General features: G+C 58.7%; 14 protein-coding genes and 1 pseudogene. 11 read left to right on the top strand and 4 right to left on the bottom strand.

Features of this window, described 5'->3' with window-relative positions; all coding sequences use genetic code 11:
* The first annotated feature begins 2 nt into the window (after positions 1-2).
* From WK25_RS01640 to WK25_RS29750, 6 genes are all read left to right on the top strand, one after another.
* A complete protein-coding gene (locus WK25_RS01640) occupies positions 3-746 on the top strand; it encodes a putative type VI secretion system effector (RefSeq protein WP_069240866.1) in 744 nt (247 codons plus the stop codon).
* Positions 747-796: 50 nt separating this feature from the next.
* Positions 797-1,540, top strand: coding sequence for a putative type VI secretion system effector (locus tag WK25_RS01635; RefSeq protein ID WP_069240865.1), 744 nt, complete (start codon positions 797-799; stop codon positions 1,538-1,540).
* Between the two features lie 50 nt (positions 1,541-1,590).
* A complete protein-coding gene (locus WK25_RS01630) occupies positions 1,591-2,328 on the top strand; it encodes a putative type VI secretion system effector (protein WP_069241907.1) in 738 nt (245 codons plus the stop codon).
* 50 nt (positions 2,329-2,378) lie between these two features.
* The gene (locus tag WK25_RS01625) at positions 2,379-3,116 is read left to right on the top strand and encodes a putative type VI secretion system effector (protein WP_069240864.1); all 738 of its coding nucleotides are present in this window, start codon (positions 2,379-2,381) and stop codon (positions 3,114-3,116) included.
* Between the two features lie 50 nt (positions 3,117-3,166).
* Entirely contained in the window at positions 3,167-3,910 is a 744-nt protein-coding gene (locus WK25_RS29755; RefSeq protein ID WP_083252943.1) for a putative type VI secretion system effector, read from the top strand.
* A 127-nt stretch (positions 3,911-4,037) separates the two neighbouring features.
* The gene (locus WK25_RS29750; protein WP_231748571.1) at positions 4,038-4,241 is read left to right on the top strand and encodes a PAAR domain-containing protein; all 204 of its coding nucleotides are present in this window, start codon (positions 4,038-4,040) and stop codon (positions 4,239-4,241) included.
* 52 nt (positions 4,242-4,293) lie between these two features.
* Here WK25_RS29750 and WK25_RS01620 read toward each other — a convergent pair whose 3' ends face one another.
* The gene (locus WK25_RS01620; protein WP_069240863.1) at positions 4,294-4,821 is read right to left on the bottom strand and encodes a type VI secretion system baseplate subunit TssF; all 528 of its coding nucleotides are present in this window, start codon (positions 4,819-4,821) and stop codon (positions 4,294-4,296) included.
* Between WK25_RS01620 and WK25_RS01615 the strand changes: the two genes are divergently transcribed.
* The 3 genes from WK25_RS01615 to WK25_RS29745 are packed head-to-tail and all read left to right on the top strand — an operon-like array spanning position 4,780 to position 6,538.
* Positions 4,780-5,547, top strand: coding sequence for a hypothetical protein (locus tag WK25_RS01615; protein ID WP_236857823.1), 768 nt, complete (start codon positions 4,780-4,782; stop codon positions 5,545-5,547). The genes WK25_RS01620 and WK25_RS01615 overlap by 42 nt on opposite strands.
* Positions 5,544-6,275: a putative type VI secretion system effector gene (locus tag WK25_RS01610; RefSeq protein WP_069240861.1), complete on the top strand. Its 732-nt coding sequence runs from the start codon at positions 5,544-5,546 to the stop codon at positions 6,273-6,275. Before WK25_RS01615 ends, WK25_RS01610 begins: the two co-directional genes overlap by 4 nt.
* 11 nt (positions 6,276-6,286) lie before the next feature.
* Entirely contained in the window at positions 6,287-6,538 is a 252-nt protein-coding gene (locus WK25_RS29745; protein ID WP_083252942.1) for a PAAR domain-containing protein, read from the top strand.
* A 51-nt stretch (positions 6,539-6,589) separates the two neighbouring features.
* Here WK25_RS29745 and tssF read toward each other — a convergent pair whose 3' ends face one another.
* A complete protein-coding gene (gene tssF, locus WK25_RS01605; RefSeq protein ID WP_069240860.1) occupies positions 6,590-8,401 on the bottom strand; it encodes a type VI secretion system baseplate subunit TssF in 1,812 nt (603 codons plus the stop codon).
* 241 nt (positions 8,402-8,642) lie between these two features.
* Between tssF and WK25_RS32000 the strand changes: the two genes are divergently transcribed.
* Together WK25_RS32000 and WK25_RS01600 are read left to right on the top strand one after the other, a co-directional pair.
* A complete protein-coding gene (locus WK25_RS32000) occupies positions 8,643-8,894 on the top strand; it encodes a hypothetical protein (RefSeq protein WP_226209302.1) in 252 nt (83 codons plus the stop codon).
* Positions 8,895-8,903: 9 nt separating this feature from the next.
* Positions 8,904-9,520: pseudogene (locus tag WK25_RS01600) on the top strand (IS256 family transposase); the annotation flags it as partial.
* A gap of 13 nt (positions 9,521-9,533) precedes the next feature.
* Here the strand turns inward: WK25_RS01600 and WK25_RS01595 are convergent.
* The gene (locus tag WK25_RS01595) at positions 9,534-12,350 is read right to left on the bottom strand and encodes a glycosyltransferase family protein (RefSeq protein ID WP_069240859.1); all 2,817 of its coding nucleotides are present in this window, start codon (positions 12,348-12,350) and stop codon (positions 9,534-9,536) included.
* Positions 12,347-13,555, bottom strand: coding sequence for a dTDP-4-amino-4,6-dideoxygalactose transaminase (gene rffA, locus WK25_RS01590; RefSeq protein ID WP_040142850.1), 1,209 nt, complete (start codon positions 13,553-13,555; stop codon positions 12,347-12,349). The genes WK25_RS01595 and rffA overlap by 4 nt, the downstream gene beginning before the upstream one ends.
* Position 13,556 lies beyond the last annotated feature (1 nt).

Genomic DNA, 13,556 nt, shown 5'->3' with positions numbered 1-13,556 from the left:
CGATGGACAGTAAGCAGGCTAGTGCCCCGATGCTTCTGCGCGGAACCATTACGGAACTGACGAAACGTCGTGCAGCCTACGAGGCAGTTTTTACGGAAGCGGACAAGCAAGCGATGGAGCGAACCGCGGTCGTTGCGGCGCTGGCGGGCCTGAACGATATTGCGCTCAACCTCAGTACGTCCACCGAGTTCACGGATACGGTGGGGGATCTAGTGACGTTCAGACTGAACGGTGAGGAAGTCCGCGCATGGATCTGGCTATCTGTCTTTGAAAATGGCGATGAAGTCGAAGTCGTTGCGGAGCGGGCAGAATCTGGATGGATTGGATATGCGATCCGGCGGTGTAGTGATGGCATTTTGTCCGTTCACCCTCATTGTGAACGTGGCAGTCGAGCGCTGTTTAAATATTTCCTTAAATTGTCGACGCTATTCTGGGGAGGGTGTGCGTTGGCGATGATGTTGCTTGTAACGGCAATGACAATGCGTGATAGCTCCTTTGATAATTGGGAGTTGATGCTGGAGGTCTATCTGACTGGCGGGGTGGTGCTGGAGGGAATTGCTGTATTCGTGGCATTCAGAATATGGTTAAGATTTAAAAGGCAGTTGCCAATGGCAAACAAGATATTTGCGACATTTGGCTGGAAGGATCCGCCAAATGTTAACTTGTCGAAAACTTCGAAGAAGCTACGGCAGCCTGGAGATACCTGGCAGATGGGTAAGCTGATTTTCCGCTATGCCGAGTCCTGATTTTTCTTTGAATGAAGACGTAGGAGTGTCGGCTCCAACAGGATACACAGATGGACAGTAAGCAGGCTACTGCCGCGGTGCTTCTGCGTGGAACCATTATGGGACTCGAGAAACGTCGTGCAGCCTACGAGTCGGTTTTCACGGAACCGGACAAGCAAGCAATGGAGCGAACCGCGGTCGTGGCGGCGCTGGCGGGCTTGAACGATATTGCGCTCAACCTCAGTACGTCCACGGAGTTCACGGATACGGTGGGGGATCTAGTGACGTTCAGACTGAACGGTGAGGAAGTCCGCGCATGGATCTGGCTATCTGTCTTTGAAAACGGCGATGAAGTCGAAGTCGTTGCGGAGCGGGCAGAGTCTGGGTGGATTGGATATGCAATCAGGCGGTGTAGTGACGGCATTTTGTCCGTTCATCCTCATTGCGAGCGTGGGAGTAGGGCGCTATTTAAATTTTTCCTGAAATTTTCGGTGCTATTCTGGAGCGGGTGTGCATTGGCTGTGACGCTGCTGGTGGCGTCACTTATGCTTTACGGCGGCGTGCATAATCGATGGATATTTTTTATTAAAACTTTTATTGTTTCATGGGGTGTTATTGAGGCGATGGCGGTCTTTATTGCCTATAATGTTAGTCGAAGATTTAAGAGGCAATTGCCCATGGCAAACAAGATATTTGCGACATTTGGCTGGAAGGATCCGCCTAATGTTAACTTGCCGAAAACTTCGAAGAAGCTACGGCAACCTGGAGATACCTGGCAGATGGGTAAGCTGATTTTCCGCTATGCCGAGTTCTGATTTTTCGTTGAATGAAGACGCAGGAGTGTTGGCTCCAACAGGATACACAGATGGACAGTAAGCAGGCTACCGCCCCGGTGCTTCTGCGTGGAACCATTACAGGACTGACGAAGCGTCGTGCAGCCTACGAGGCTGTTTTCACCGAAGCGGACAAGCAAGCAATGGAGCGAACCGCGGTCGTGGCGGCGCTGGCGGGCCTGAACGATATCGCGCTCAACCTCAGTACGTCCACGGAGTTCACGGATACGGTGGGGGATCTGGTGACGTTCAGACTGAACGGTGAGGAAGTCCGTGCATGGATCTGGCTGTCTGTCTTTGAAAATGGTGATGAAGTCGAGGTCGTTGCGGAGCGGGCAGAGTCTGGATGGGTTGGATATGCAATCAGGCGGCGTAGTGATGGAATTTTGTCCGTTCATCCTCATTGTGAGCGTGGTAGCCGAGCGCTTTTCAGGAATATTCTAAAATGGTCGATGCTATTTTGGGGTGCGTGCGCGTCGATCATAACGTTAATTCAAATCGTGATGTTGGTTAATGATAGCGACGGCTGGCAAATTTTATTGAAGGCAGGGCTTCTCGCATGGCTGGTGATTGAGGTCATGGCTGTCTTTATTGCGTATAGGGTTTGGGGGAGGTTCAAGAGCCAATTGCCGATGGCTAATCGGATATTTGCGACATTTGGCTGGAAAAATCCGCCCAACGTAGACTTGCCGAAAGCATCGAAGAAACTACGGCAACCTGGAGATACCTGGCATATGGGTAAGCTGATTTTTCGCTATGCCGAGTCCTGATTTTTGCTTGAATGAATACGTAGGAGTGTTGGCTCCAACAGGATACATAGATGGACAGTAAGCAGGCTACTGCCCCGGTGCTTCTGCGTGGAACTATTACGGGACTAACGATACGCCGTGCAGCCTACGAGGCTGTTTTCACCGAAGCGGACAAGCAAGCAATGGAGCGAACCGCGGTCGTGGCGGCGCTGGCGGGCCTGAACGATATCGCGCTCAACCTCAGTACGTCCACGGAGTTCACGGATACGGTGGGGGATCTGGTGACGTTCAGACTGAACGGTGAGGAAGTCCGCGCATGGATCTGGCTGTCTGTCTTTGACAATGGTGATGAAGTCGAAGTCGTTGCGGAGCGGGCAGAGTCTGGATGGGTTGGATATGCAATCAGGCGGTGCAGTGATGGCATTTTGTCCGTTCATCCTCATTGTGAGCGTGGTAGTCGAGCGCTTACCAAATTTTTCATAAAATGGTCGGTGCTATTTTGGAGTGTGTGTGCATTGGTTTCGACATTTTTTTTAATGCAAACGCTGCCTCAGGACCGAGATCAATGGTTCTTTGTGGCGAAATCCCTGTTTGGTATCTGGCTGGCGGTGGAGATTTTGGCAGTTTTTGTTGCATTTAGAATTGGCCATAGATTCAAGAGGCAATTGCCGATGGCAAATAGGATTTTTTCGACATTTGGCTGGAAAAATCCGCCCAACGTAGACTTGCCGAAAGCATCGAAGAAACTACGGCAACCTGAAGATACCTGGCAGATGGGTAAGCTGATTTTTCGCTATGCCGAGTCCTGATTTTTGGTTGAATGAAGACGTAGGAGTGTTGGCTCCAACAGGATACATAGATGGACAGTAAGCAGGCTACTGCCCCGGTGCTTCTGCGTGGAACTATTACGGGACTAACGATACGCCGTGCAGCCTACGAGGCGGTTTTCACGGAATCGGACAAGCAAGCGATAGAGCGAACCGCGGTCGTGGCGGCGCTGGCGGGCCTGAACGATATTGCGCTCAACCTCAGCACGTCCACAGAGTTCACGGATACAGTGGGGGATCTAGTGACGTTCAGACTAAACGGTGAGGAAGTCCGCGCATGGATCTGGCTATCTGTCTTTGAAAACGGCGATGAAGTCGAAGTCGTTGCGGAGCGGGCAGAGTCTGGGTGGATTGGATATGCAATCAGGCGGTGTAGTGATGGCATTTTGTCCGTTCATCCTCATTGCGAGCGTGGGAGTAGGGCGGTTTTAAAATTTTTCCTTAAATGGTCTATATTGTTTTGGACTGGCTGTGGGTTGGTAGTTACACTACTCGTCGTAGTGTTCGCTATGTCTAACGGCATGCCGAATGGTTGGGGTGGGAGTGTCGGGGTGTTTGCCTCTGCATGGACGGTATGGGAAGTCACGGCTGTCTTGATTGCTTATAGAGTCAGCCGTAGATTTAAAAGGCAGTTGCCAATGGCAAACAAGATATTTGCGACATTTGGCTGGAAGGATCCGCCTAATGTTGACTTGCCGAAAGCATCGAAGAAGCTACGGCAACCTGAAGACACCTGGCAGATGGGTAAGCTGATTTTTCGTTATGCCGAGTCTTGAGTCCTCATCGATCGGTATCGAACTGCTACCGCCAGTCAATTGACGAGAGAGTATTGTGAGCAAGGCATTGGTATGTGATGGCGATTTGACTACGACAGGCGGCCACGTTATCGCGACCGCTTCGAGTATGTATGATGGCGACAGACGTATCGCCCTGGATCACGAAATGGCAACGTGCACCAAATGTCCTGGCGAGCATCCGATCCAAGGTAGCGGTACCGATATGCAAGAGGACGGTCGGTCATGCGTCTTGGATGGCGATCTGGTTCTGTGCCCGTGCGGAACGAACCACGTTAAGGCAGGCAGTGGATCGGGATGTTCGACGGTCTGAAGAAGAAATGCGCTCTATGCTGACAAGGCATGCGCCTATCTGTTTTTGCGGACTATGCCATAGCCTGCCAAGCGAGCGGAATTGTGCCAGGTCGCGGTGCACAGCGTCTAATTTCTCCACCAGTGTTGGCCGACATCACGACGAGTTGAACAAAGCTGATCGTCGGCGCGTGCACCGTGAAGCAGTGATCCATCACGCTGATGAACGCGTTCAAACTGACGGCGGCAAACGCTTGTTCGTCGACCGTCAACGTCACTTCCAAGCTCCAAACGAAACTCGGCATTGGTTTTCCTGGAAGCCAGAGCTGTTTGGCTCGATGGCTCAGGTTCGTCAGTCCGTCAACCCGTTTCGTGTGTACTTCGGAGTAAGCGGTGAACTGGCGGAACGGGCGGTTCACCTCCGCAAGCCCGGTGCGGGTCAATTCGATCGAGTGCGGGGAAAACTGTGTGATGAGTCGCCAAGCTGCGTCGCCTTCGCACGACAATCGCACGACTTCTGTTGGCGCATCCAGCATCACGATGCGAGAAACCATCGTTCCTTGCTCGTTGACCAGATCGCCATCCTCGGCGCCTGCTCGCATCGTTCTAGGGAAATTGCCATTCGAGCAGATGACGTCTGCAGTTTGATTGCTGCGCCATGTGGGTTGGTGAATTCCTGGCATCGGATGTCGGAAGCCAAGGACGAAGATACCAACGCCAAGTTGATCAAGTCTGGCGCATCACTCAGTGCGTCGATCATCACAATTACGATGACTCCGTATTACGGGACGCTGAAGAAGGCTGTTCGGACGATGAGTTGGAAGATGGTAGGTGGCTTTTTGTCGGGGGCTGGGGCATTTGCGGCGGCGTGGTTAGATGCTGGGGCAGGGAGTAAGAAGGAAAAGGCCGGCCAATATGATGTGATGGCAGTGTTATTCGTGAAGGCTGGGTTAGGGGTGGCCAGCGGCACAGCGTTCGTGATCGATGCCATTAGTACTGCAGCGCCACTGTTTAAGAAACTGGCAGCCCGTACTGGAAGCCGCGTCGTTATTATGGCGGTCGAGACAGTGGCGCCGCGAGTGGTAATGATTGCATCACTGCGAGCGGTGAGCATGCTAATCACGTGGGAAGCGACGATTGGATTGTTTGCATTGCAGGTACTTGCCGATACCCTAACCCCCGATGAGTTGGAGTCCTGGTGTTCTCGGTGTGCATTTGGTACCGGTAAAGAGGCTATCCTTCGAGTGAAAGATCATGGCGTCGAGAAATACACAGATATGGAGCAACAGGAAAAAGACTTTGATAAGGCAATGACGGAGATGGCATGAGTTCCGAGCGAGAATATGCAGTTCAGGTGCTGCGAGGCACGATCAGTAACCTTAAGTGCCGGCGTCGCCAGCAGGATTTCGTTTTAAGTGAAGCGCAGCATGCCTACATACAAGCGACGGCTGCTGGGGCAGCGTTGGCGGGCATGGGTGCATCTGCAATTGGGTTAATTCAATCTTCCGCGAATTCGGAGGAAGAAGCGGACTGGGTGGAATTTGAACTCGACGGCAAGCAGATCGAGGGATGGCTCTGGAAAATGCCGATGAAAGACGGTGATGAGGTCGAGATCGTTGCCGAACCGAGGCCGCGTGATCGGTACTTTACCTATTCAATCCGGAGAGTTCAGGACGATATGGTGGCGGTGTATCCACATGCGACGAGAGGGCGATCGGCACTTTATCGCTGGCTTATGAAATTCATGTTAATCGCCTGGGGGTTTTGCAGTGGTATTGTAACGGTCTTTATGTTCCGGAACCATGAGGGGATTGATTTAAGTACGCATATTCTGGTAATGACCGGTGCTTGGGGTTTTTCATTGATTGTTTTTTGGATATTATTCCACCGTGCTTATCTGAAGATGAAGCACTTCGCTAGATTGGCCGAGGTCGTTTTCTCGTGCTACGGCTGGAGTGACGTACGTAGGATTAATCTCGTACGTTCGTCGAAGCAGATGAGGCCGGAGAATCGAGATCTCGAATATGGTATTCACTATTTTCGCTATCGTTCGTAAGGTATTCTGCGATGATGAATCTCATCCGTGTCGGCGATGATACAGACCACGGCGGCAAAGTGATCACGGGTTCGTCGACGATGCGTTTCGACGGTCGTTTCGTTGCTCGCAAGAGGGATGAGGTAACTTGCCCCCAACACCCGGACGTCAAACCGAATTTTATCGAAGAGGGCGATGAATCGATGACAGATAACGGTGTTCCGATTGCCCGGCACGGTCACCGGGCGACCTGCGGTTGTCATCTGATTTCGAGCCTTACCTGATCGGCATGGGCTACAGAGTGACTTGATCTTCGCGGTTTAGAGGCAGGAAAATCAGGCGAGCATGGTTGTGCCAGGTCGTGGCGCGCAACGTCGAATTTCCGCGCCGGAGTTGGCCGACATCACGACAAGTTGGACAAAGCTGGTCGTCGGCGCGTGCACGGTGAAGAAGTGCTCCATCACGCTAATGAAAGAGTTCAAACTGACGGCGGCAAACGCTTGTTCGTCGACCGTCAACGTCACTTCCAAACCCCGAACGAAACTCGGCATTGGTTTTCCTGGAAGCCAGAGCTGTTTGGCTCGATGGCTCAGATTGGTCAGTCCGTCGAGGAGTTTCGCGTGTCCAGCGGATTGAGCGATGAACTGGCGGAACAGGCGTTTCAGCTCCGCAAGCCCGGTGCGGGTCAATTCGATCGAGTGCGGGGCAAACTGCGTGATGAGCCGCCAAGCTGCGTCGCCATCACCTGACAATCGCGCCACTTCTGTCGGCGCGTCCAGCATCACGATGCGAGAAACCATCGGTCCCTGCTCGTTTACCAGATCACCATCCTCGGCGCCGGCCCGCATCGTGCGAGGGAAATTGCCATTCGAGCAGGTGACATCTGCCGTTATCTGCTCGATTCCGGTGTCGGTCGCCGGTCGGCCGTCGAGTTCGACCAAGCTGAGCGCGGTTTCCTTCTTTCCCGATGGCAAGGCCGCGTTATGGTGCATGAGGACCCAATAGGGGCCCGCTGGTTTGCCGGAATCGCCGTGCATGAGCGACGTGAACGGATGAATGATATTCGCTCTTGAACTGCCTTTCGTGGCGCGGACCGACTCGACAGACCAAACTTCGACACCCGCAACACCCGTATTCTGGGATTGCACGGGATACGTGTTCGTGATCGGACTCCGCTTGAGTGGCAGCGACGTAAGCCGGAACAGGTTGACGATTGGCGTGCAAAAAAACCTCAGATTGTCCGCCGATAGATTCTTTAGTCGCTGTGCCGTCCACGAATCTGGATGAACGTCGCAAATGGCGAGATGCAAGGTGAGTTGCCGGCTGGAGCCCGCCGTATGTGCGAGCGCGGCGAGGTCGACGTCAACGAAATCGAATTTCTTCGGAAACGCAAAATATTCGCTGAGTAGCCGCAGGGCCGGCGGCCCGTCGTCTTCGTCGAGCAGCTTCTCGGCTTCATCGTAGCCGGCGGCGGCAAGCGGCGGCGTGGTCAGCGTTGACCAGCGATGTTCGGCGTTTTCGACGAAGGCGGCGGCCGTGTGCATTGTCATCGTATCCATTGCCGCGCCGACGACTTCGCGAGGGCCGTCGACATGGATGCGCAACGGACGGGGAACGGCGTCGATGCGAAAGTCGGGGCGGGCAACCTCAAAGGTGATGGAAAGCAGACCGGTTGTGCCGGCGGGCAGGACGACGTCGGCGGGAACGGCAGTTGTCGGAGCGTAGCGTGCAGTCGAAATCCGCACGGGAGCTAACGTTACGTCATATACGGTTCGGAAAAGGCAGTCTTCCGTTTTGCTCGCCAGTTCCGTGCCGAGGGCAACGAGCGAGGGCTCAGTCAGCTTTTCGAACATGTCTGAGACATCGAACTGCGCGATTGCACACGCAGGAACCGTTCGGAGATACTGGGGATACAGCATGCCAAGGAGGGCCTCGGCGAATTCCGGATAGTTGTCGTCGAGCCGGCTTCCTATATCCGCAGCAAGGAGAGCGAACGACTGCAGCATCCGTTCGACGTGGGGATCTTCGGAGCGGTCGCCGGAAATCCCGAGACGAACGGCAATTTTGGGATAGCGTGTCGCAAAGATCGCAACTGACCGGCGCAGCAGTGAAAGTTCTCTTTCGTAGTGCGGAAGCAGATGATCCATTGCGTGAAATAATGAACCGGCCGGACAGTAAAATGCCGAGTCTTCCTCTGGCGCGGTTGCGCTGAATGTGTCGGGCACGCCAACGTTTGACGTTGCTATGATAACCGCTTAGCCTGACGGGTCTGCACGTCAATCGTCGCGGAGGCCCGCTGGATTCCGCGATCAGCGGGAACGGAACGCCACGAGCCTGTCGGATTTTTAGTGTGCCGAGGTCATGAGACGATAACGGAGCTAACGTCCTATGACAGATGCAACAGTGAGCAAAAAGAGCAAGAATCCGAAGGCACCAAATCTGTTTCCCGATGAGCTGATCGGTCAGTTGCTTGCCCAGGTTCAGGGCAAGGATGCCGAGTCGATCCTGGGCGAATCGGGACTGGCCGGTCAGCTCAAGAAGCAACTGGCCGAGCGCATGCTCGCGGCCGAGTTGAGCCACCATCTGGACGCCGAGACCGAGCAAGGCAGGGGTAACCACCGCAACGGCACCAAGCCGTAAGACGGTCCTGACGCCCAACGGCCCGACGTCGAACAGTGGCAGCAGCGCCCGCTCGAGGCCATGTATCCGATCTTCGACGCGCTGCGGCTGAAGATCCGCGACGAAGGCACGGTCAAAACAAGGCGGTCTATTTGGCGCTGGGCATCGGCGCCGACGGCCGCAAGGAAGTACTGGGTTTGTGGATCGAGCAAACCGAAGGCGCCAAGTTCTGGCTGAAGGTCTTCAACGAGCTGAAGAACCGCGGCTTGCACGACATCCTGATCGCGGTGGTCGATGGGTTGCGCGGCTTCCCCGAAGCGATCGAGGCGGTCTATCCGGCCGCCCAAATCCAGACCTGCATCGTGCATCTGATCCGAAATTCGCTGAACCTGGCTAGCTGGAAGGACCGCAAGCCGCTGGCTGCCGGGATCAAGCCGATCTACATGGCCGCCACGGCCGAGGCGGAGGCGGCAGCGCTCGACGCCTTTGCGCAAAGCGAGTGGGGCCGCGAATTCCCGACCGTCGCGGCCATGTGGCAGCGCCAATGGGAACAGGTGATTCCCTTGTTTGCCTATCCGCCCGAGGTGCGTCGAATCGTATATACGACGGATGAAATGCACGAGTCCCGCACCGCGAACCTGCACCGACCCGCGCACAGCGTCAGTCGATCACCGCGTCCGCAGCCACCGCTTCCAGCGAAGCGTTACCCACCTCGATATCCGCCACATCGACGATCGCAACCCAGTCGAACGCCGGCATCGCCGCGAGCTGATCCGCGGTGGCCGGGTATTCCTGCGTCGACGTGCTCACGTAACGCAGCCGCTCGGTCCACTCGGGCAGCGCTCCGGCCGCCGTCGTCAGCACCACGCTCAGCAGATCCCGTTCCGCCCGCGTCGCGACGACGCGCAGCGCGGCCTCCACGCGTTCGGCGTCGCCCTCCGCGTCAAGAATCAGCACACCGGGAATTGGCGCATCGCGCGGCGGCAACGGCACGGCCGTACCCTTGCGTTCGACGCACCGCCGGTAGGTCTCGCGAATGATCGGCACGCGCGCTTGCAGCGCACCGTGCTTGCGCACACGAGCCTGAGCGGTACGCGCGATCCGCCTGCGCAGCGCGGGCTGCGTGACCACGCGATCGAGCGCGTCGTCCCATGCGTGCGCGGCATCGCCGGCAAGCAGTACGTCGTCGCCGTCGTCCAGTTCGGCGCGCAGCGCCGGCCGGTCGCTTGCGACGAGCGCAATACCGGCGGCGGCGAACTCCTGCCGCTGGATCGCGCTCGCCGCCCCGTCGTCGGTATCGGCAAGCGGCATCAACGCTACGTCCCATTCCAGCGTGCGCAGTTGCTGCGCATACGCGCGGTATCCCTCCGGCGCGTGCACGAATTCGCTCGCCGGATGCTGCTCCCAGCCGGCCGGCACGTGCGCGCCGAAGAATTGCACGGCGATGCGGCCCGGATGGCGCGCATACGCGGCGCGCAGCGCGGCATCGACCAGCGCGAAGTTATCCGGCAGCAGCGCCGCGCCGGCGACGCCAATCGTCACGCGCGCGTCATTGCAGGCCCGCACCGGGCGCAAAAACAGTTCGAGATCGACACTGTCGGGCAGCACGAACACGTTCGGATTCCAGGGCCGGTACTGGCGCGCGAGATCCGGTGTCGGCACGACGATCGCGTGCGCGTTGCCGATTGTGAACGCAATGCCGGCGAGCGCCGGGTCGGCCGCCATCGGTTGCGCGGGCGGCTGAATATCGGTTGCGTAGATCACCGGCTTGTCGAATTCGAAGATTGCGCTCAGCGCCGTCAGCGGCAGCAGGCCCGGCGTGTGGCGATCGAGCAGCACGGCGTCGGCGGTGGCGATCGCAGCGGCGTCGGCCAGGCCGCTGACGAGCGTCCACTCGTCAGCGAGCCGCGCGAACGGCAACACGAGACGGCGCTGCATGGATGCACCATCGACGGGGTCGACAGCGTACGCGACGAGCCGCTTCGCCGATCGCGTCTGCGGTGCGGGCGAGCCACCCGGCGCCGGTGCCGCTGCAGCGGCTCGCCGCCCGTGTTCGGACAGTCGCGCATACAGCGCGCCATGGCGCGCCGGCTCCGCATCGACCGGCAGCACGTGTACCGCCGCGTTGACGTGCCGGTACGTGGCAGCGATCGCGTCCGAGCGCACCACCAGTGCGTCGGCACGACGGATCGCGTCGCGCATGGCGGCGCGTCGGCGAGCGCTTCCCGCGATGTCCGGATCGGCGAGCACGATCGCGTCGAACGGTCGGTCCAGGTCGCACACCACCGGCTTGCCGAGCGCGAACAGTTGCTCGAGCGCGGCGCCGGACAGCAGCGCCGCGGTCGCGTCATGCAGCACGATCACGTCGGCGCGCTGTAGCGCGTCGAGATCGATGCCGGTGTCGCCGACAGGAAATTCGACGTTCCATTCGCGCGCAAGCGCATGAAATGGCGCGGCGAACCGCGCGGCGATGTGCGGATCGGTTACCGGCGCGGCGCACACGACGGCCATGCTCCGCGCCGCGGAGCCGGCGGCCGGCCGTGCAGTGGTCACGGTCCCCGCGCCGGCCGCGCACTGCGCCGCCGGCAGCACGTCGAGCTCGTCGGCGCGCGCCTGCGTCTTCTCGACGAACGCCCGCAGTTGCCGCCAAAACAGTGCTTCTTCTTCGCGATATACGTCGCGCGCTTCGTGCACGGTCGCTTTCGCGTGCGCGATCTCGCGCGGATCCAGCCCCCACGCGATCCCCTTGCCGTTCATGACCCACCGCTCGGCCTTCGGCATCGACGCGTCGTTCAGGATGCACACGACCGGGCAGCCGCTCATCAGCGCCTCGAATACCGCCGTCGACCATTCGTACAGGTACAGGCATTCGACACGGCGAAACAGCTCGGCGAGTTCGTGCGCGGAGCGCTCAACCACCCGACGCGAGATCTCGATCGACTCGGCCGTCGCGGAATGGAGCGCACCGCCGCGGCGCAGATGGCGATTCAGGAACACGGCCGTGCCGTGGCGCGTCGTGTCGTCGACGCCGTCGCAATGAAAGATGCGCGTGTCGACGAGAGGCACCCTGAGCAGATCGGCGTGCCAGCCGTCGGGCACGATCGACGGCCCGAACGAGAACACGAGATCGGTCGGCGCGAGATCGATCGGCTTCCCGTTGATGCGCCCGGGCTCCGCGAGCAGGTAGCGTGCGACGCAGCGTGCGTTGAACGGATTGCCTTCGACGATCTCCGGATAGACGGCGACCGGGCTACGGCCCGCGACGAAATGCGCGCGCGCGATCTCCTCGGTCAGCAACGGCGTGCGGAGATCGGGATGCACGTTATCCGTGTTGATGTAGGCCTCGCAGCCGAGCAGGTTCAGCGCGTGGCACAGGTAGTGCATTGCGCGCACACCGCCGGACGTCTGCAGGTACGGCGGCGCGGACACGTAGTACGGATGGCCGAGCGGCGCGAAGATGCGGGGCGAGTCGTTCATGGGAGGGACGGCGCGAGGCTCGGTGAAGGGCGGCGGGCAACCGGTCGTGCGGCCGTCCGGTAGAAGTCGGATACCACCTGCAGCACGCGCTCCTGTTCCGCGTCGCTCATCGCGTGGTACAGCGGCAGGCGCACGAGGCGGTCGGCAACGTCGTCGGTCACGTGCATGCCCGAGCCGCAACGGCCGTAGCGGCGGCCGGCCGGCGAACTGTGCAGCGGCACGTAATGGAACACGGCAAACACGCCCGCGTCGCGGATTCGCTCGAGCAGCGCCGTGCGCTCCGCGAGGTCGCGCGCGAGGAAATAAAACAGGTGGCCGTTGCCCGCTTCGCTCAGCGGCACGGCGGGCAATGTCAGGCGGCCGGCATCGTGGAGCGGCCGCAACGCATCCTCGTAGCGCTTCACGGTCGCGCGCCGTTGCTCGGTGATCACGTCCGCGTGCTCGAACTGCGCGTACAGGAACGCGGCGATCAATTCGCCGGGCAAGTAGGACGAGCCCACGTCGACCCACGTGTACTTGTCGACCTGGCCGCGAAAGAACTGGCTGCGGTTCGTGCCTTTCTCGCGGATGATCTCCGCGCGCTCGACGAGCCGCTCGTCGTTGACGAGCAGTGCGCCCCCTTCACCGGCGATCACGTTCTTGGTCTCGTGGAAGCTCAGGCACGCGAGATGCCCGAGGCTGCCGAGCGGCTTGCCGTTCCAGGTGGACTGGATCGCCTGCGCGGCATCCTCGACGACCCATAAGCGGTAGTCGTCGGCGAGCTGCATGATCGCATCCATGTCGCACGCGACGCCTGCATAGTGGACGGGGACGATCGCACGCGTGCGCTCGGTGATCGCGGCGGCCACCAGCTTCTCGTCCAGGTTCAGCGTATCGGGACGGATGTCGACGAACACGGGCGTCGCGCCGCGCAGCGCGAACGCGTTGGCGGTCGACACGAACGTGTAGGACGGCATGATGACTTCGTCGCCGGGACCGACGTCGGTGAGGATCGCGGCCATCTCCAGCGCGGCCGTGCACGAGTGAGTGAGCAGCGCGCGATGACAGCCGATCCGCGCTTCGAGCCACTGGTGACACAGCTTCGTGAATGCCTGGTCGCCGGCAAGGCCGCCCTGTTCGACAGCCTTCGCGATGTAGTACAGCTCCTTGCCGACGATGAACGGCCGGCCGAACGGAATGCGGTCGAGATTGGGTGGAGCGAACATG

It is taken from the genome of Burkholderia latens, from assembly GCF_001718795.1.
GTDB lineage: Bacteria > Pseudomonadota > Gammaproteobacteria > Burkholderiales > Burkholderiaceae > Burkholderia > Burkholderia latens_A.
This window is presented reverse-complemented; position numbering and strand designations above follow the sequence as displayed.